At 68.1% G+C, this 18,913-nt stretch carries 14 protein-coding genes; 9 read left to right on the top strand and 5 right to left on the bottom strand.

Translation table 11 applies throughout. The features are described from left to right. Positions 1 to 17: 17 nt before the first annotated feature. The 4 genes from ACFVJ5_RS20245 to ACFVJ5_RS20230 all read right to left on the bottom strand — a co-directional run bounded on the left by ACFVJ5_RS20245 (position 18) and on the right by ACFVJ5_RS20230 (position 3,578). On the bottom strand, positions 18 to 329 hold the full coding sequence (locus ACFVJ5_RS20245; protein WP_378637867.1) for a PE family protein: 312 nt from the start codon (positions 327 to 329) through the stop codon (positions 18 to 20). Between the two features lie 109 nt (positions 330 to 438). Next, positions 439 to 777 (bottom strand): metallopeptidase family protein, encoded by a 339-nt coding sequence (locus ACFVJ5_RS20240; protein ID WP_378661368.1) that lies wholly within the window; start codon positions 775 to 777, stop codon positions 439 to 441. Between the two features lie 14 nt (positions 778 to 791). Next, a complete protein-coding gene (locus ACFVJ5_RS20235) occupies positions 792 to 1,859 on the bottom strand; it encodes a septum formation family protein (RefSeq protein ID WP_379222120.1) in 1,068 nt (355 codons plus the stop codon). Positions 1,860 to 1,895: 36 nt separating this feature from the next. Then, positions 1,896 to 3,578 carry an aldehyde dehydrogenase family protein gene (locus tag ACFVJ5_RS20230; RefSeq protein WP_379222118.1) on the bottom strand — a complete coding sequence of 561 codons (1,683 nt, stop codon included), beginning with the start codon at positions 3,576 to 3,578 and terminating at the stop codon, positions 1,896 to 1,898. Positions 3,579 to 3,658: 80 nt separating this feature from the next. On the opposite strand from ACFVJ5_RS20230, the gene serS reads away from it, so the two are divergent. From serS to ACFVJ5_RS20185, 9 genes are all read left to right on the top strand, one after another. Continuing rightward, positions 3,659 to 4,915 (top strand): serine--tRNA ligase, encoded by a 1,257-nt coding sequence (gene serS / locus ACFVJ5_RS20225; RefSeq protein WP_379222117.1) that lies wholly within the window; start codon positions 3,659 to 3,661, stop codon positions 4,913 to 4,915. A gap of 77 nt (positions 4,916 to 4,992) precedes the next feature. Next, on the top strand, positions 4,993 to 6,825 hold the full coding sequence (locus tag ACFVJ5_RS20220; RefSeq protein WP_379222115.1) for a putative bifunctional diguanylate cyclase/phosphodiesterase: 1,833 nt from the start codon (positions 4,993 to 4,995) through the stop codon (positions 6,823 to 6,825). 88 nt (positions 6,826 to 6,913) lie between these two features. After that, complete coding sequence (locus tag ACFVJ5_RS20215) at positions 6,914 to 8,275, top strand: MFS transporter (protein ID WP_379222113.1); 1,362 nt, start codon at positions 6,914 to 6,916, stop codon at positions 8,273 to 8,275. A 37-nt stretch (positions 8,276 to 8,312) separates the two neighbouring features. Then, positions 8,313 to 9,293, top strand: a complete 981-nt coding sequence (locus tag ACFVJ5_RS20210; RefSeq protein ID WP_379222111.1) for a DMT family transporter — start codon at positions 8,313 to 8,315, stop codon at positions 9,291 to 9,293. Between the two features lie 96 nt (positions 9,294 to 9,389). Next, positions 9,390 to 11,285, top strand: coding sequence for a protein kinase (locus ACFVJ5_RS20205; protein ID WP_379222109.1), 1,896 nt, complete (start codon positions 9,390 to 9,392; stop codon positions 11,283 to 11,285). 80 nt (positions 11,286 to 11,365) lie between these two features. Next, positions 11,366 to 12,532, top strand: a complete 1,167-nt coding sequence (locus tag ACFVJ5_RS20200) for a hypothetical protein (RefSeq protein WP_379222107.1) — start codon at positions 11,366 to 11,368, stop codon at positions 12,530 to 12,532. Beyond that, positions 12,526 to 14,415 (top strand): serine/threonine-protein kinase, encoded by a 1,890-nt coding sequence (locus ACFVJ5_RS20195; RefSeq protein ID WP_379222105.1) that lies wholly within the window; start codon positions 12,526 to 12,528, stop codon positions 14,413 to 14,415. Before ACFVJ5_RS20200 ends, ACFVJ5_RS20195 begins: the two co-directional genes overlap by 7 nt. Next, positions 14,412 to 16,328 carry a protein kinase gene (locus tag ACFVJ5_RS20190; protein ID WP_379222104.1) on the top strand — a complete coding sequence of 639 codons (1,917 nt, stop codon included), beginning with the start codon at positions 14,412 to 14,414 and terminating at the stop codon, positions 16,326 to 16,328. Before ACFVJ5_RS20195 ends, ACFVJ5_RS20190 begins: the two co-directional genes overlap by 4 nt. A gap of 56 nt (positions 16,329 to 16,384) precedes the next feature. Next, positions 16,385 to 17,434 (top strand): Gfo/Idh/MocA family oxidoreductase, encoded by a 1,050-nt coding sequence (locus tag ACFVJ5_RS20185; RefSeq protein ID WP_379222102.1) that lies wholly within the window; start codon positions 16,385 to 16,387, stop codon positions 17,432 to 17,434. A 99-nt stretch (positions 17,435 to 17,533) separates the two neighbouring features. Here ACFVJ5_RS20185 and ACFVJ5_RS20180 read toward each other — a convergent pair whose 3' ends face one another. After that, complete coding sequence (locus ACFVJ5_RS20180) at positions 17,534 to 18,910, bottom strand: FAD-binding oxidoreductase (protein WP_379222100.1); 1,377 nt, start codon at positions 18,908 to 18,910, stop codon at positions 17,534 to 17,536. Positions 18,911 to 18,913: the final 3 nt, after the last annotated feature.

Here is an 18,913-nt window from a genome sequence, read left to right as displayed (position 1 = left end):
CGACAGGATCGGTGCGACTACACCTGGACGGCGTTGATCGTCGCCGCGCGAGCCACGTCTTCCCCGATATGAGTGGTCAGCTGCGAGCGCAGGGTCGCGGCCGCGTGATGCAGCTCGAGGATCGCCTGGGCGACCGAACCGTCGTGCTTGCCCGCCGCGGTGTTGAAGTGGGTCGCCGCGAGCAGCGACACCTCTTCGGCGCCGGAAGGCAGCACGTGCGTGGTCGGCCCGGCGAGCCCGGCCGCGATGGCGAGGCGCTCGGCGAGCAGATCCAACTCCGCGGACGCGGCGAGGACGATTTCAGGTGCAACGAGAACGTGTCCAACCATGACCCGACTCCTTCTGGTGGCGGCTATCGGGAACCACGAGAATTCCCCCTACGAGTACTAGGACGCGAGAGCGGTTCATTCGGTTCCATCGATTCCCCACCCAGTTTCGCTAACCCCATCCCAGCTCATGCAACCGGTCGTCGTCAATCCCGAAATGGTGTGCTATTTCATGGATCACGGTGATCGCGACTTCTTCGACCACCTCGTCGTCGCTGTTGCAGATGTCGAGAATAGCTTCTCGATAGATCGTGATCGTATCCGGCAACGATCCGGCGTAGTAGCTGTCGCGCTCGGTGAGGGCGATGCCGTGGTACAGCCCGAGCAGCGACGGTTCCTCGTCGTTTCGGGGCTCTACCAGCACCACAACATTGTCTATGGCACTGGACAGCTCCGCCGGGATCTGGTCGAGCGCATCGCTCACCAACTCCTCGAAACGCCGCTCCGGCATCCGCTCGGACAACGTCACCTCGGCTGGGGCTGCGGCGGCAGCGGCGCGGCACCCGGCAGCGGCGCGGGGGTGGACCGTCCGGTGTTGGGCGGGGGCACCGGGGCCTGTCCGTCGATCAGGATCTCGCCGCGGGCCGAGCCGACGATGGGCGCGAAACCCTCACGGTCGGCGCCTTTTCCGAGCCAGCAGTCCAATTTGTGGCTGCCCGCGAGCCAGCTGGCGGGCTCCAGATAGTCGAAGAACAGGGTGAGTGTCTTGTTGCGGATGGCATCGGGGCTGCCGAGGTAGTCACCCGAGAGCCGGTTGCATTCGGCCTCGACGAACTTGTCCTGATCGGCCTCCGACGGGGGACCGCCGGTGAAGGCGGTGGCCAGATCGACGGTGCCGACGATCTCCACCGAGTGCGGCTGGGTGCAGTCGACCGGGTCGGTGGGCAGGTTCTGATTGATGCCGAGGCAGGTGCCGGTGGCATGGATCTTGGACTGATCGCTCTCGGCGAGGCTGCCGGTGGTTGCCGGGCTCGTGGCGGTGGCCGCGACCTGGACACCGCAGCGCAGAGTCCGGTCGCCGTGCTGCCAACCGGCCGGGCTCGGCGACATCACATTCACCATGAACTTGCCGCGCGGGTCGAACCGACCGCCCAGGTATTTCTGGACGGCGGTCACGCAGTGCTCGTCGCGCAGCTCGGTCATCCGCAGTGAATCGGGGTGACGGGTGCCTTCGGCGAACTCACGCCCCGGATAGGCGCTGAGGTCGATGACACCCGCCACCTCGAAGAGGTGCTTGTCGCCGCAGCCCACCTTCACCAGGTCGCTGCGGTCGGGTTTGGACCAGGTCAGACAGTCGCCCCGCGCGGCGCTGCTGAACTCTTTGTCGCGCACGACCGGTTCGGCGCCGGGCTGGTGCGCTTCCACCTTGTCGGTGTCGAAGCCTGTCACGGTCATGGTGACCATGGCCGCGATGATCGCCCCGAGGGCGCCTATCAGCAGCCCCCAACGCAGTTTCGTCGCGGACAGGTGCAGGGCGCCGCCACGACTGGGCGCGGCGGGTCCCTCGGCTGGGTTGCTCTGCTTCTTCGACATCGTCGACGAGTGTATTTGTCGTGGCGGACTGCCGGGTCAGCCCCGCAGAGCCGACACGAAGATGCCCGGTATGCGGCGCAGTTTGCCGTCGCCGTAGAAATCGGTCAGTTTGCGTCCGGTGGAGGTGCCGGTCTTGTTCGAGACGAACCACGGCGGCTTCGGGGTCAGCGCGAATTCACCGCGCAGAATCGAGCGCGGAGCGGGGCGGAAGGGACCGCGGACCACGGTGCGCTCGACGTCGTCGAGGAGGAAGGCGTTGTGCACTACGCCGATGCCACTCTGGATGTCGTCGATGGTGTGGCCGGGGTAGGCGCCCCAGCTGGCGCGCGGCGTCAGGAACGCGAGACCGGTCCAGGCGTTGAGCGCGACGGTGCCGTAGCGCAGGTTCTCGATCGCGGTGTCGAGTTTCGCGCCGAGCGCGGTGATGGTCGCGGGGTCGGCGATGATGTTGGCGCCGAGGGTGCCCATCAGCTCCTCATTGGCGAAGTCGACCGCGTTGCCGAGGAATTCGGCCCCGGCGCCGGGGAGCTCGACCACGCCGAGCACCGGCGAGAAGTACTCGGTGCGCAGCAGGGGAGTGTCGCCGGCGGGCAGGTTCTCGACCAGCAGGCGGCCGTTGGCGCGGGCGGCGTCGGGGTAGGACTCGAGCGCGCCCGCCACGCGGTTGTCGCTGCCCGGGTAGTAGGCGGTGCGGGCGGGAGCGGTGTCGATCGCGGCGCGCAGTTCGGTGAGGAACTGCTCCTTGAGCGGCCAGTCCGCGGCGAGCACCACGGTCTGGGCGGCGACGCAGTTGTAGCCGCCGTTGTGCAGGCGCTGGGTGGCCACGTGCTCGGCCTGGAACTTCAGGTCGGCGGCCGACCACTCACCGGGCACCACGATGCACGGCGCGACACCGCCGAGCTCGCTGGTGATCGGCTTGTCCAGGATGGGCTCGCCGGTCTTGTCGGCGCCCGGACCCCAGACGATCGCGTCGTGGGTCGGCGCGCCGCCGGTCATGTGCACGTGCGCGACCAGCGGATGGTTCACCAGGTAGCCGCCCTCGGGGGCCCCACCGGTGAGGATGCGTACCACGCCGAGCTCGATGAACGGCGCGAAGATCGCCTGGAACACCGGCAGCAGCGGATCGGTGATCGGGTTGAGCTTGAGCGCGACGACGCGGTTGTTGGCGTAGAGCTCGTAGAGGGTGTCCAGCGGCGCGATCGACATGATGTTGCCCGCGCCGAGCACCGCGCCCACACCGTTGGTCTTCGCGGGGTCGCGCTGGGCGAGGCCGGCCTTACGGCGCGCGGTCGCGGCATCGACGCCGGGCTTGAGCCACACGTCGGCGCTGAAGCCACTCAGCAGCAGCTTGTCGTAGACGCCGTGCGGCAGCGCGGGCACCGCCACCCGGCCGCCGGGCGCGGTGGTGAGGTCGACGCCGTCGATCGGGCTCGCGCCCTTTTCGAGGGCCGCCATCGACTCGCTCAGCGCCTGCGCGCCCGCGAGCATCGTCATCGGGCCCGACATCCACTCCTCGCCGAGCAGCGGGCTGTCGGCGTCGAGTTTCTTGATGGTGCGGGCGGCGGCGACCCAGGCCTCGGCGTCGCGGGCGGTGAGCGCGTGCAGTTCGTCGAGCAGTTCGCGGCGGCGACGCAGGTCGGTCGCGGCCCAGGTCTTTTCCCCTTGGGTGAGATCGGCGAGCGCGGTATCGATGACGGCGGTGTCGAAAGAGGTACTCACACCGTAACTATGCCCCTGTCCTGCCCGATTGGCATAGGCCGAAGAATTAAGGGTTGCGTAAACAACTAGGCTGTTTTCTCATGATCGACCTCCGATTCCTGCGCGAGAACCCGGAAGCCGTCCGTGCCTCGCAGCGGACCCGCGGTGAGGACCCCGCGCTCGTCGACGCCCTGCTCGAAGCCGACGCCGCGCGCCGGGCCGCCGTGGCCACCGCCGACAACCTGCGCGCCGAACACAAGGCCATGGGCAAGGTGATCGGCAAGGCGAGCAAAGAGGAGCGCCCCGCGCTGCTGGCCGCCGCCACCGACATGTCCGCCAAGGTCAAAGAGGCCGAGGTCGCCCAGAACGCCGCCGACGCCGATTTGGACGCCGCGCAGCGCGCGATCTCCAACGTCGTCCAGGAAGGCGCGCCCGCGGGTGGCGAGGACGACTATGTCGTGCTCGAAACCATCGGCACCCCACCGGTTTTCGATTTCGAGCCCAAGGATCACCTCGAGCTCGGCGAGTCGCTGCACATGATCGACATGGAGCGCGGCGCGAAGGTGTCGGGCTCGCGGTTCTACTTCATGACCGGCTACGGCGCGCTGCTGCAGATGGGTCTGTTGCAGTTGGCCGCGCAGAAGGCCGTCGCCAACGGCTTCACCATGATGATTCCCCCGGTGCTGGTTCGCCCGGAGATCATGGCGGGCACAGGTTTCCTCGGCCAGCATTCGGCCGAGGTCTACCACCTCGAAGAGGACGACCTCTACCTCGTCGGTACCTCGGAGGTGCCGCTGGCCGGCTACCACTCGGAGGAGATCCTCGATCTGAGCACGGGCCCGAAGCGCTACGCGGGCTGGTCGTCGTGCTTCCGCCGCGAGGCGGGCAGCTACGGCAAGGACACCCGCGGCATCATCCGCGTGCACCAGTTCGACAAGGTGGAGATGTTCGTCTACACCACCCCTGACCAGGCCGAAGCCGAGCATCAACGGCTGCTGGCGTGGGAACGCGAGATGCTCGACGCGATCGAGGTGCCGTACCGGGTGATCGATGTGGCCGGTGGCGACCTGGGTAGCTCGGCGGCGCGCAAGTTCGACTGCGAGGCCTGGGTGCCCACCCAGCAGACCTACCGTGAACTCACCTCCACCTCGAACTGCACCACCTTCCAGGCGCGCAGGCTCTCGGTCCGCTACCGTGACGAGAACGGAAAAGCGCAGGTCGCGGCCACGTTGAACGGAACTTTGGCCACCACGCGCTGGATCGTGGCGATCCTGGAGAACCACCAGCAGGCCGACGGTTCGGTGCGGGTGCCCGAGGCGCTGGTCCCGTTCGTCGGTACCGATATCCTGAAGCCGTAAGATGCTCATTGTTTGCTGGCGACCCATTTGTCGGATGTGGCAAACACCCTGACCCATCAACATCTAGGCTGGTGCACGTGCGAGGAATCGGGGCGCGCGGCGATACCCGAACCCGGGTGCGGGCGGCATCGGCGTTGGCGACGGCAAAAGTCATGGCCAGGACAACGGGGGCGTTCTACGTTCTCGGTGGTGTCCTCGGCCTGATGATCACTGCCGTCGCACCGGGCGACGACGGCAATCGCGCCGTGGTCGGCACCGCGGCGGCGATCTCGGTGGTACTCGGTCTCACGCTGCTCGCGTGGGGCCCGCGGATGCCGCACGGCCTGCACCACGCCTACCTCGCCACCGCGGCGGTGCTCGTCGCGATCGCGGTCTACGACTTCCCCAACCTGGTCGGCGCCATCACGCTGGCCTCGTTCTTCGTCTTCGTCGCCTGTGACGCGGCGCTGTTCTTCGCCTGGACCCAGGCCGCCGCGCACATCGGTTTCGCGATGGTGCTGTGTCTGCTGGTGTTGCCCGCGCGCGGGTTGCCGTGGTGGTCCGGGCTCATCCCGGCCGGTGTCACCTTCGGCGCGGGCGTGGTGGTCGGCATCCTGACCAGGATGGCGTCCGAAGCGGATATCGACGTGCTCACCGGCCTGCTCAACCGGCGCGGTTTCGAGAAGCAGCTCAACCCCGCGATCGACGCGGCCGGTCGCGGGGGCCAGGGCATGGCCCTGGTGCTGGTCGACCTCGACCGATTCCAGAAGATCAACGACCACCTCGGCCACCGCGCGGGCGACGCCGTCCTGCAGCGGGTCGCCGATACCTGGCTCGACCTGCTCGCACCCGGCCAGGTGCTGGCCCGCTTCGGCGGCGACGTGTTCGCGCTGCTGTTGCCCGGGACCACCGAGCAGGCCGCGATCCTGCTCACCGAGCAACTGCGGGCCGCGGTGACCATGGGCTGTTCGGCCGGTGTCACTTCCTGGCAGCCGGGCGAGTCCGGATCGCTGCTGGTCAGCCGCGCCGACGTGGGCCTGTATCGGGCCAAGCAGGCGGGCCGCAACCGCACGGTGCTGGAATCGTCGCGTCAGCTCCCGCTGGCGGTGGAACTGCGCGAGGCCATCGACCGCGGTGCGCTCGACGTGCATTACCAGCCGATCGTCAGCCTCACCGAGGACGGCGGCCAGGCGGTCGGCGTCGAGGCGTTGCTGCGCTGGTCGTCGAGCGCGCAACCCGAGGTCACCACCGAGGGCCTGATCCGCGTCGCCGAGGAATACGACCTCATCTCCGACCTGGACGAGCTGGTCCTGCGCCGCGCCTGCGCCGACGCCGCCCGCCTGCAGGAGAGTTTCGCCTCGCTGAACCTCACCCTCAACGTGAACGTCTCCGGCCTCGAACTGGCCGAAACCGAATACGCCGAGCGGGTCGCGACCATCCTGTCCGATACCGGCTGGCCCGCCGATCAGCTCGTCCTCGAGGTGACCGAGAGCGAGCTCGCCGCCGAATCCCAGACCGCGATCACCAACCTGCACACCCTGCGCGACCGTGGCGTGCGCATCGCCATCGACGATTTCGGCACCGGCTACTCCTCGCTGAGCCGGCTGGCCACCATCCCCAGCGACATCCTCAAGGTCGACCAGTCCTTCGTCGCCGCCATCCGCTCCGATTCCCCCGCCCCGCCGCTGCTGAGCGTCATCGCCGCGCTCAGTAAATCGCTCGACCTGCAGGTCATCGCCGAGGGCGTGGAAACCGAATACCAGGCCGCCGTCCTCACCGAACTCGGCTTCGCCCTGGCCCAGGGTTACCACTACAGCGACTCGCACCCGGTCTCGGAACTCATCAACGATCTCAACGACGGCCGTCCGCTGGTGAGCACCACCGACGAGGACGATTCCCTCGCCGCCAACGGCTGGATCCCGCTCGGATAATCGCTTGACCCGGCCGGTCGTGGCGCGAACGATAGAACCCATGCGGATGCTCGTCTACGGCTGTTGATCTTCCCCGCTCCGGCACGCGGTGGCCTGGTTGAGGCGTGAGCCGACCGGTGTCCGCGACCTCACGGTGCGCGCGGTCCTGTTCAAGGGCACCCGCGACCTGCTACCGATCTATGCCCTCTACGGCGTTCTCTTCGCCGATCACGGGCTGAGTACCGCACAGATCTCGCTGCTGTTGGCGATCTGGTCGGTGACCGCGTTCCTGCTCGAGGTGCCTTCGGGTGCGTGGGCCGATACGGTGTCGCGCCGACGCCTGCTCGTCCTGAGCTGTCTGTTGCAGGCCGCGTGTTTCACCCTCTGGATGCTGGTGCCGTCGTTCGTCGGCTTCGCGCTCGGCTTCCTGGTCTGGGGTATCGCGGGCGCACTGGAATCGGGGACTTTCGAGGCGTTGATCTACGACGATCTGGTCGCGCGTGGTGAGCCGTCGGCCTATGCGCGAATCATGGGGTGGACGCGCGGCGCGCAGGAGAGCACCGTGCTCGTGGCGATCGTCGCCGCCGCACCCTTGTTCGCCCTCGGCGGTTATGCGCTGGTCGGCTGGGTCAGCGTCGGCGTCGGCCTCCTGCACACGCTGACCGCGCTGGCTCTGCCCAGCGCCCCCGTCGCCATCTCCGCCACCGCGGTCGACGATCTCGAGGACGAGCCCGCACCCGGACCGGTCGGCCCGCACGTCAAACCGGGAGCGGTGGCGCCGCAGTCGAGTTCGGACGGTTCCACCTCGTCGCGCTACCTCGCCATGCTCAAAACCGGCCTCTCCGAAGCACTGCACGTCCGCAGGGTGCGTCGAGGCGTGCTGCTCGGCGCACTCCTGTACGGCGTCACCGCCTTCGACGAATACTTCGGCCTGCTCGCGGTGTCCGGCGGCGCGTCGACGGGCACCTCGGCGTTGCTGGTCGGCGTCACCGTCGCGGGTTCGCTGATCGGTTCACTGCTGGCGGGCCGCACCGAGGTCGTGTCGTCTCGCACGTTGGCGATCGCGCTGTTCGTCGCCGGAATCCTGTTCATCGCGGGCGCGTTGGCTGTTGGGCTGGCGGCGGGCCCGGCGCTGGTCTGGGTGGGATTCATCGGCATCGGCATCGCCTACGGCATCGACTTCAATGCCGAGGTCATCGCGGGCGCGCGGCTTCAGGATGCGATCGAGGGCCCGGCCAGGGCCACCGTCACCTCGGTGTCCGGGCTGCTCTCCGAGATCGTCGCGCTGGGTGTGTTCGCGTTCGTCGCGGCCGCGACGCAGTGGCTCGCGATGTCCACGACTATCGCGCTTCTCGGGTCGGTGATATTGGTCGCCGCCGCGTTGACGCCTACCTGGCTGCCGCCGCGGCACGGTGCCGAGCGTGGTAGGACTGAGAACGCAACCCCTGATCACGGGGGAGAACCCGGGTAGCTCGCCCCACCCACCTCGCATCAAGGACGCCCATCACGTGACGCCGACTGCCAACCGTCGAGGTCCCGGACGAGCGACGAGCTTCGCTGGGAGGCGCAAGACCGTCGGGCTCGTATTCGGGTTCGGTATCGGGGCGGGGGTCGCGGTACAGGGGCGGATCAACGGTGCGCTGGGTGCGCGGCTGGCCGACGGGATCGCGGCGGCCACCATCAGCTTCGGCACCGGGCTCATCGCTCTGCTGATCGCCTTCGCGGTCAGCCCGGCGTTGCGAGCGGGTGTCACCAAGGTGCGTGTGGCGGTATCGGAGGGCAGGTTGCCGCCGTGGCAGTTGCTCGGCGGATTGTGCGGCGCGTTCTTCGTTGCGGCACAGGGACTCACCATCGCGGCGATCGGCGTCACCGCGTTCACTGTCGCGGTGGTCGCGGGCCAACTCCTGAGCAGCCTCGTCGTCGACCGGCTCGGCCTCGCCCCGAACGGCCGAACCCCGATCACTCCGTGGCGCATCGTCGCGGCCGCGCTCGGCATCACCGGGGTCGTGCTCTCGGCAGGCGGCAGTTCCGCCCCGACCACCGTCGCCACCGGCGTCCCGGACATCCCCGCCCTGCTCATCGTCCTGCCTGCCCTCGCGGGTATCGGACTGGCCTGGCAACAGGCGATCAACGGCCGGGTAGGCGCCACCGGCGGCCCTTTCACGGCCACCCTGATCAACTTCGGCGTAGGCCTGATCGCGCTGCTCCTGCTCGACCTGTACACCCTCGCCACCACGGGCCTGCCCACCGAATTCCCCACCGACCTCTGGCTCTACACCGGCGGCCTGATCGGCGTAGCGTTCATCGCCCTGGCCGCCGTGACGGTCGGCCTGATCGGCGTCCTGCTGCTCGGACTCACCTCGGTAGCGGGCCAGCTGGTCGCCGCGATGGTCCTCGACGCCGCCGACGGAAAACTGTCGCTCACCACCGCTGTGAGCTGTGCGATCGTGCTGGCTGCGGTGGTGGTGGCGAGCCGGAGCAGTCGCTGACCCAGACGCCGAAATGCTAGGTTTCTGGCGAAGTGCGGCTGGGATCTCGGCCGTTCCGCCCGGTGCGGCGGAGAAGCGAGTTGGGGGAGTACCGAATTGATCGAGCCGCTGTCGACGAGTGACTCGCCGATGATCGGGCGCTATCGGGTGCGTGGTGTGCTCGGTGCGGGCGGGATGGGCCGGGTCGTCCTGGCGACGGGCCCCGACGGGCGCTTCGTCGCGATCAAGCAGATTCATTCGCATCTGCTCGACGATCGTGAATTCCGGGCGCGTTTCGAACGCGAAGTCGCGATCTCCGCCCGGGTTTCCGGGGCATTCACGGCCGCAGTGGTCGATTTCGAGACCACCGGCGAAACACCCTGGCTCGCTTCCGTATTCATCGCAGGGGTCGAGCTGGACAAAGCGGTGCGTGAGCTTGGCCCACTGCCGGTCCCCGCGCTGCGCACCCTGGCTTCCGGCATGGCCTCCGCACTGCACTCGATCCACAGCACCGGCCTGGTGCATCGAGATCTCAAGCCCGCCAACGTGATTCTGGCTGCCGACGGACCACGCGTGATCGACTTCGGCATCGCGCAGGCGGTCGGCACCGGTGCGCAGCTCACCGAAGTGGGCGCCGTGGTCGGCTCGCCCGCGTACATGTCACCGGAACAGGCGAACAGCGAACCGATCACCTCCGCGAGCGATGTCTTCTCGCTCGGCTCGCTGCTGTGCATGGCCGCGACGGGAACGGCACCGTTCGCGGCGTCCTCCGCTCCCTACACCTTGTTCAACATCGTCCACAGCGAGCCGCAACTCGATCAGGTCCCCGCGCCGCTGCGCGACCTGATCGCGGGCTGTCTGCGCAAGGACCCGAGGGCCAGACCGACACCCGCTCAGATCCTGGACTACCTGGGGGTCCTGCCCGTTCAGGCGCAGCCGTGGCCCGCCCCTGTCCATGCCGAAATCGCCGCCCAGACACAGAAACTGGTCGCGCTGACCTCGGACCCCGAAGCGACGCAGATCATTCCGGCCTACACGCCGATCGCACCGACGCCTGTCGATGTGCCTGCCGAGAAGCGCCGGACCGCACTTCGGCTGGGAATCGTCGCGGCGACCGCGGTGGTGATCGCCGGTGCGATCACCGCTGTTGTGCTGCGCGGCAACGAGTCCGCGCCAACGCCTCAGGACACACCGCAGGCGATACCGACCGCTACTCTGCCCGGCTTGGACCAGCTGCGTGGCACCGATGCGTGCACCTGGGTGCCGCAGGCTCTCGGAAAGACCCTGCCCACCGAGGTCGCCGCGAAGGCATCGCCGGATGTCTCGTCCTGGCGCTGGCAGGCGACATCGAGTTGGGGATGTGACGGCAACTCGGGTGGCGCGCGCATCGCCGTCGAGATCGGTGCCGCGCTGGACGGATTCGAAGCCGGCGAGCAGGTGGTCAACGGTTACGCGATTGCCCGCCGCGGCGACGACTGCGCGTTCGCCATCGAGGGCGGCGGGCAAGCCGCGCGCTGGGGGATCATCGTCGACACCTTCGCGCGCAGCGAATGCCGCCTCGCCGACCACGTCCTCGAGCGGCTCACCGCCTCGCTCGGTGAACTGCGGCCCGACACCGCCGCGCAGAAATCGCTGTCATCGGTAGACCCCTGTGCCCTGGTGGACAACTCGGCCTTCGCTGCCCTCGGCCCCGCCGTCGCGAAATCCGCGCACTCCTGCGAGTGGTCGGGTGACTCCACCGTGCGGATCACGTTGTCGCAGCCACGGCGGCGAGCGACCTCCATGGAGGAGAAGGTGATCGATATCGGCGACGGTGTGCTGGTCGAGGATCTCGGCAGCGTCATGCTGGGGTTGAACGAATGCCGCCGGGTGTATCAGTTCCGCAAGGTCGGCGAGACCTTTCGTGAGGATGTCGAAGTGTCTGTCAGCAACCCGAACCAGCGTGAAGGGCAACTCTGCGCGATCGCCGATCCGCTCGTGAAGCAGGCGGTCGGCCGGTTACCCGCGCGGTAGCGGCGCCGAACTCGCAGGTGATAGTTTCACGGCAGAGTTCGGGAGGGGCCTGGCGTTTCGACGCTGCGGTCGGAGGGGAAATGTACGTGCGTAATCGGTTGCGTTGGCTGGCGCCGTTGTTGTCGCTCACCCTGCTCGCCGCGGCATGCGGTGACAACGCCGCACCCGATCACGGTGACTATGCCCTCGAACCGGTGGCGGGCGACTACGACGACGCGCCGAACACGGTGCGCGGAACGCTGGTGGAATCCGTGCGCATCGGCGAGCGGTTGCTGTTCGCCGACCGTGTCGACCCGCAGCTGACCTACGGCAACGGTGGCGGCCTGATCGTCGGGGTACACGGCGTCGACAATCTGCTCTCGGGCGTACAGCGAACCGCACTCGGGCCGTTCGACGTGCTGGCCGGCTACGGCGCGATCGCGAGCAACGGCCAGTCCGACAACGAGTCGAAGCACAAGCTGCTGTCGATCGCGATCCTGTCCCTCCCCGATGAGGCCCAGGCGATGGCGGCCGCGCAGGCGATGGCGGCCGCGGATTTCACCGCGAACACCGAGAACGCTCCGCTGCCTCTCCCGGAATATCCTGCCGCACTGTCACATTGGCGACCCGGTGTGCCGACGGTCGGGAGCTGGCTGGTGTGGAAGAACCTGGTGATCAGGGTGTACGCCAAGATCATCGAGCCCAGCCCCGAACTGTTGACCGATCTGCTCTCGCGGACTTACCGCGCACAGCTGGCCGAGCTCGGCACCTTCGTTCCGACGCCTGCCGCCGACGTGCCGAAGCTGAAACTCGACAGCGACAAGTTGCTCACCCATGTGGTGAAGACCGGCGACTACTGGCCCGACAAGTGGGATTTCATGGTCTACGGGCCTCGTTCCTATGCCCTGTTGCGCGACGATCCGTCGGTCAACCTGCGTGAGTTCGAACAGAGCTCGATCGACGCGATCGCGGTGTCGTACAACAAATTCCTGTACCGCACCCGCGACAGCGAAGCCGCGAAGACCTACGCCGACACCGAGGAAAAGCATTCGCTGGCAGCCGATTACACGCCGATTGCGGGGCCGCCGGGACTCTCGGGTGTTTCCTGCTACCGCGCGGCGAGGCCGGACAACAGGTCGGTTCCCGCCCGGCGGTTCTCCTGCCTGGTGCGCCACAACCAGTTCGTGGTCCGCCTCTACAGCAACCAGGAAACCGATATTCGACAGCAGGCGGTGGCGCAGCACGCGCTACTGAGCGGGTCGTGGTGAACACGGGAGGCGCGGCGATGAAACCGCTGGGTTCGCAGGATCCCGAACAGCTGGGCCGCTATCGCCTGCTGGCCGTGATCGGCCGGGGCGGCATGGGACAGGTGCTGCTCGGCCAGGGCCAGGACGGCCGGTTGGTCGCGGTGAAGCAGATCCACCGCCAGTTCACCGGCAATCCGGAGTTCCGTGCCAGGTTCCGGCGGGAGGTGCTGGCGTCGCAGCAGGTCACCGGTGCCTATACCGCCGGCGTGGTCGACCACGACGCGGAATCCGAAACGCCATGGCTGGCTTCGGAATACATCGCGGGTCCCGGCTTGCAGGACATGATCGGCGAGTTCGGCCGCCTCAACCTGAACGGGCTGAAACTCCTGGCCACCGGCTTGGCGATGGCACTGCTCGAGATCCACCGCACCGGCCTGGTGCACCGCGATCTCAAGCCGAGCAACATCCTGCTCACCAACGACGGTCCACGCGTGATCGACTTCGGCATCGCCAGGGCGCTCGAGGACGACGTCAACCTCACCGCCACCGGTGCGGTGATCGGCTCGCCCGCGTACATGTCACCCGAGCAGGCCGAGTGTCGGCCGCTCACACCGGCTTCCGATGTCTTCGCCGTCGGTGCGGTCCTCGCGATGGCGGCCACCGGCGCGAGCCCGTTCGACGCGGCCTCCACCCCGCAGGTCCTCTACAACGTGCTCTACAGCTCCCCGGACACCACCGGAATTCCGGAACCGATCCGCGCGCTGGTCGATGCCTGCCTCGCCAAGGACCCGTCGGCGCGACCTACTCCCGAGCAGTTGCTCGACGCGGCGAGCCGGATCGACGCCGAACCCGTCTGGCCGGTCCGGATTCGCCGACGCATCGCCGACTGCCAGGCCGAGGCGGGTCGCTGGGCTGACGGAACCGCTGCTGCCGCGGCGTCGATCGCGCCCGAACAGCCGAAACCGAAGTGGGCGCGACTGGTTCCCGCCGCTGCGACGGTATCGGCACTGGTACTGGCCGCCATCGCGTTCTGGGGCGTCGGCGTCGAGGGCAACGCGGTGGCGATGGACGATCCGCCACTGGCGCTGACCCACGACGAATCCCGCCGGCTCGACATCTGCGCGCTGCTGGATCCGTCGGTGCTCGGTGAACTGGGCACGGCGACAAGTGAGGTAGTCCCGAACACCTTCGGCGGCTGCACTGTCGGGTATCGCGATCAGGCCGGTCGCAAGATGTCCTTCGGCCTGGATACCAGCGAGAGTGTCGCCGACGTGCGTGATGACGAAGAGCCGATGGGTAGCACCATCAATTGGATGCCGGTGCTCGGACGCTACAAGGAGTCCGCCTCCTGTGACCGCATGGTGGTGACGCAGAGCGGTTTGCCGATGGTGCTGAAGATGAGTGCGAGCACCTATCCGCCCGCGGGCGACCTCTGCCCGGAGTCCGAACGCGCACTCGCGGCGGTGGTCCGGCGACTGTCGGTCAATCCGCCGCTGCGGACCTACCCGCAGGGCTCGCTGCTGCCGCTCGACCCGTGCTCGCTGGTCGACCTCGCGGCAACTCGTTCGTCGCTCGGTGACCTCGTTCGCTCATCGACTTCCCACGGCTGCGCGTTGACCGGCGCAAACGGCCTTTTCACGGTCGACGTCGTCGAGAGCGTCCGGCCGGACAATGTCACGGGCGGAAGGGTCCGGCCAACACGCACGATCGGGAAGCACACCGTCTATCTCGACGGCAGCGGTCCCACATACTGCACTTTCATCTTCATGGTGATGCCGACCAAGGACGATCAGGCCGAGCAACTGCGGGCCTCGTACTACCCGAACACCCTGCAGGCCGATGGTAACTGCGAGACCGTCGCCGATCTGTTCGAACCCGTACTCGAGAAGTTGCCCCCATCATGACGATCCATCCGCCCGGTCCCAGCGATCCACCCACCATCGGCCGCTACCGAGTGCTCGGCACGCTCGAGTCCGCGGCCGGATTCCGGTCCGTGCTCGCCACCGGCCCCGATGACTCGTTGGTCGTCGTGCGCCAGGCGCTACCGGAACTTCTCGACGAGCCGGAGTTCCGGATCAGAATGCGGCACAGCGCGATTGCCGCGATGCGTGTCTCCGGATCCGCCAACACCACGGTGATCGATGTCGACGCCGACGCTGAGAAGCCCTGGGTGGCCACGGTATTCGTACCGGGCATGCGTCTCGACACGGCCGTAGCCGAGCACGGACCACTGCCGGTGGCCGCCGTCCGTATCCTTGCCGCCGCCCTCGCCTCGGCGCTGCGGACCGTGCATTCCGCAGGCCTCGTCCATCAGCGCATCCGTGCCGACACGGTGCTGTTGGCAAGGGACAGTGGTCGTCTCGGTGAAGTCGGTATCGCCCCGGCCGCCGGGACCGCCACCGCGACGGCCATGGGCACGCCGGACTTCCTGTCACCGGAACAGTCGCTCGGGTATGAGCTGACGCCGGCTTCGGACGTGTTCTCCCTCGGTTCCGTCCTAGCTTTCGCCGCCTCCGGCATCGCACCGTTCGCCGCACCATCGGTGCCGTACACGCTGTTCAACATCGCCCAGCGTGAACCCGATCTGAGCCGCGTGCCAGAGCCGCTGTTCGAGATGCTGGCCGCGTGCCTGCGCAAGGATCCGGCAGCCCGCCCCACTCCGGGGCAGATCCTCGACTATCTCGGTGCCCAGCCGAGCGGTCCGCCACCATGGCCCCCCGCTGTGCTCGATGACATCGGCCGCCAGCAGCACGAGATCTCGGCGCTGCTCGCCGCTCTGCCCGCGATCGCCGCGCCGGAACCCGTACCTGGACGGCCCTTTTCGGTGGTCCTGGCCGAGTCGGGTCGTGCGAGCGTCGAATACGCCAGGCGTGCACTGGAATCCGGGCGTCGTCGCTGGGGTTCGGCGAGTCCGAGGGTCCGGAGCGGCCTGGCAGGTGGACTGGCAGCACTGCTCGTGGCGCTCGTCGGGATCACCTACTTCGCGACCCGCGAAGAGAGTGAGCCGGGGCCGGTGACCGGTCTGACCCTGGCGCAGTTGCGGCAGATCGATGCCTGCCCCTGGCTGACCTCGGCCCTCGGCGACTCGGTGCCGGTCGCGCCGACGCCACTGGCCGCGGAAACATGGGAGCTGAGTCCGTCGCCGAGCTGGGGGTGTACCGCCAGTTCCAACCGCTACTCCCTCTACCTGTATCTGGGGCGGGAGGACGAATACCTGACGCCCAATAAGACGGTGGTAGAAGGTGTTCCGATCATCGACGGCAGCGCGGCAGCCTGTACGCGGGCGATCGCGAGCCCCGGCGCCGAGAGCGATTCCGGCATCGTCATCTTCCTCAACAACCCGTCCGGGGTGAAGGAATGCGCGGGTCTGGACTACATCGCGGCCAACCTCGCCCGTTCACTGACGACCGCGCCGCGCGCCGAGGGCCGGGAGGCCTCGCTGGCCCTGCTGGAACCGTGCGCGCTGCTCGACCGCGACGCTGTCGCCGAGAAGATCGGCGTCCTGCCGCCCGAGCCCACGATCGCCGACGCGCACACCTGCCGGTGGGACGGGCGCGTGCGAGTCACCCTGGAGCTCGTCAGCACCAGTACGAGCACTACGGGCAAGGACCTGGAGCTCGTCACGGTCGACGGGGTCCAGATCCATCTCGGCAAGGGCGGTTCGAAGGCCATCTGCTCCCGCGCCTACCTGATGCCGGATGCCGGGGAGGAGACCATCGAGGTCTCGGTACACGGGACCGAGGGATTCCGCGACGACTATTGCGCGATCGCCTCGTCTCTCCTGCGACAGGCGGTCGGGAAACTGCCCGAGCGCTGAGGCAGGCCCGGCTACGGTGAATACTCGATTCCGTCGACCACCACGAAAGGGCAACGATGGACCAGCTCGGAGTAGCGGTAGTCGGATACGGCCTGGCCGGGTCGGTGTTCCACGCGCCGCTCATCGCCGCCGATCCGCGGATGCGAGTGGCCGCGGTGGTGACCTCATCGCAGGAGCGCGCCGCGCAGGCGCGGGCCGAGCATCCGGGGGTGCGGGTGTGGGCGTCGGCGCAGGAGATGTTCGTCGAGGACGAGGATGTCGATCTCGCGGTGATCGCCACGCCGAATCGCTCGCACGCGCCGCTGGCGTTGCAGGCGCTGGCCGCCGGGTTGCCCGTGGTGGTGGACAAGCCGTTCGCGGTGACGGCGGCCGATGCCGAGGAAGTGGTCGAGGCTGCCGCGCGGGCCGATCTGCCGTTGAGTGTTTTCCAGAATCGTCGCTGGGACAACGACTTTCTGACCGTACGTGCGTTGATGGATGCGGGTGAGCTGGGTGAGGTCCGGCGGTTCGAGTCCAGGTTCGAGCGGTGGCGGCCGGTTCCCAAGGGCGGTTGGCGCGAAGTGGGCGATGCCGAGGACGGTGCCGGCATCCTGTTCGATCTGGGCAGTCACCTGGTCGACCAGGCGCTGACGCTGTTCGGCCCGGTCACCGAGGTGTACGCCGAACTCGACCGCCGCCGCCCTGATGTCAAAGCCGACGACGACGCCTTCATCGCCCTCACCCACGCCAACGGCACCCGGTCGCAGTTGTGGATGAGTGCCGTTGCGCCGCAACTGGGTCCGCGTCTGCGCGTGCTCGGATCCGCCAACGGCTACACCGTGTCCGGCCTCGACCCCCAGGAAAACGAACTGCGCGCAGGCCGCCGCCCGGACGACGGGAAACCTTGGGGCACAGTCCCACCCGAAAAGTGGGGCACCTTCGGCGCAGGCGAGGATCTACGCCCGATCCCCACCCTCCCCGGCGACTACCCCGCCTTCTACGCGGGAATGGCTGCCGCCCTGCTCGACGGAGCTCCGGTCCCGGTCGACCCCCGCGATGCCGTGGAAACCCTGCGAATCCTCGAATACGCCCGCCACGTAGCCGAACCCGCCGATCTCACTTCTTGACCACCGGCACCGAGTCGAGCCGAAGGTGTGATCCGACGGCTCCGTCGAGCGCATCCGTGCACAGACGCAGCACGATGGTGCGGAACGGCCGCTAGCCGACTACTGCGCCGGTGCGATGTTCTGGTTGAAGTGGAACAGGTTGGCCGGGTCGTAGGTCTTCTTGACGGCGGCCAGGCGGTCGAAGTTCGGGCCGTAGTTGGCGCGGATGCGGCCCTGGTCGTCGGAGGCCATGAAGTTGATGTAGCCGCCGTCGGCGGTGTGCGGCTCCAGCGCGGCGTGGTAGTCGCGCACCCACTTGATGTTGGCGTCGTTGTCGCTCGCGTCGGGCCACATCCCGGCGATCACGGGGGCGAAATTCGCGGTGCGGTAGGCGAACGCGGTGTCGTCCACCGCGACGTCCTGCACGGCGCCGTCGATCGGGTAGAGGTGCATGGTGGACTGCACGGCGGGCACTCGCGGGCCGAACTCGAGGTGGGCGGCGAGGGCGCCGTCGGTGAGTTCGGGTTGGAACGCGGCCTTCCAGTAGTGCTGCAGACCGGGCGGCAGGAGACCGTCGAATGCGCTGTTGAGGGCCGGGTAGGGCATTCGGCCGACATGCTCGGCCACCGGTGTCGCGACCGCCCGCAGGTCCGCGAGCAGTGCTTCGGCCTCCTGGTCGGTGCCGTTGAAGCAGGACACCAGGAGTACGAACGGTTCGCCGACGCGTTCGGAGGGGATGAACGGCAGCGGCGGCGCGATCTGGAAGCCGGGGAAGGCGCCCATCGCGCGCGGTGCCGCGGCGATCCAGTCGCGGTAGGTCCGCAACAGCTCGTCGGCGACGTCGAGCTCGAAGAACATGGGTCCGCCGTAGATCGTGTCCACCGGGTGCAGGTCGAACTCCATTTCGGTGACCACACCGAAGTTGCCGCCGCCGCCGCGCAGCGCCCAGTACAGGTCGGGGTGCTCGGTCGCGTTCGCGGTCACGAAGGTGCCGTCGGCCAGCACCACATCGGCGGACCGGAGGTTGTCGATGGACAGACCGTAGGCGCGGGCGAGGTAGCCGATGCCGCCGCCGAGGGTCAGGCCGGTGACGCCGGTGGTCGAGATGATGCCGCCGGTGGTGGCGAGCCCGAAGGAGTGCGCGGCATGGTCGAAGTCGCCCCAGTCGCAGCCGCCCTGGACGCGGGCGGTCCGCTGTTCGGGATCGATACGGATGCCCTTCATGGCACTCAGATCCAAGACGATGCCGTCGTCGACGGTGCCGAAACCCGGCACGCTGTGGGCGCCGGCGCGGATGGCGAGGTCGAGTCCGCTCTCGCGGGCGGCGGCGACGGTGGTCCGCACGTCGGCGACGTCGACCGCGCGGACGATCGCGAGGGGACGGCGGTCGATCATCGCGTTGTAGACCGAGCGCGCCTGGTCGTAGCCGGGCGAGTCCGCGGTGATCACCTCACCGCGGATCGCTTCGAGCATGGTCGATACGTGTGTGCCGGTCATCGT

Source organism: Nocardia sp. NPDC127606 (assembly GCF_042671725.1).
Lineage (GTDB): Bacteria > Actinomycetota > Actinomycetes > Mycobacteriales > Mycobacteriaceae > Nocardia.
This window is presented reverse-complemented; position numbering and strand designations above follow the sequence as displayed.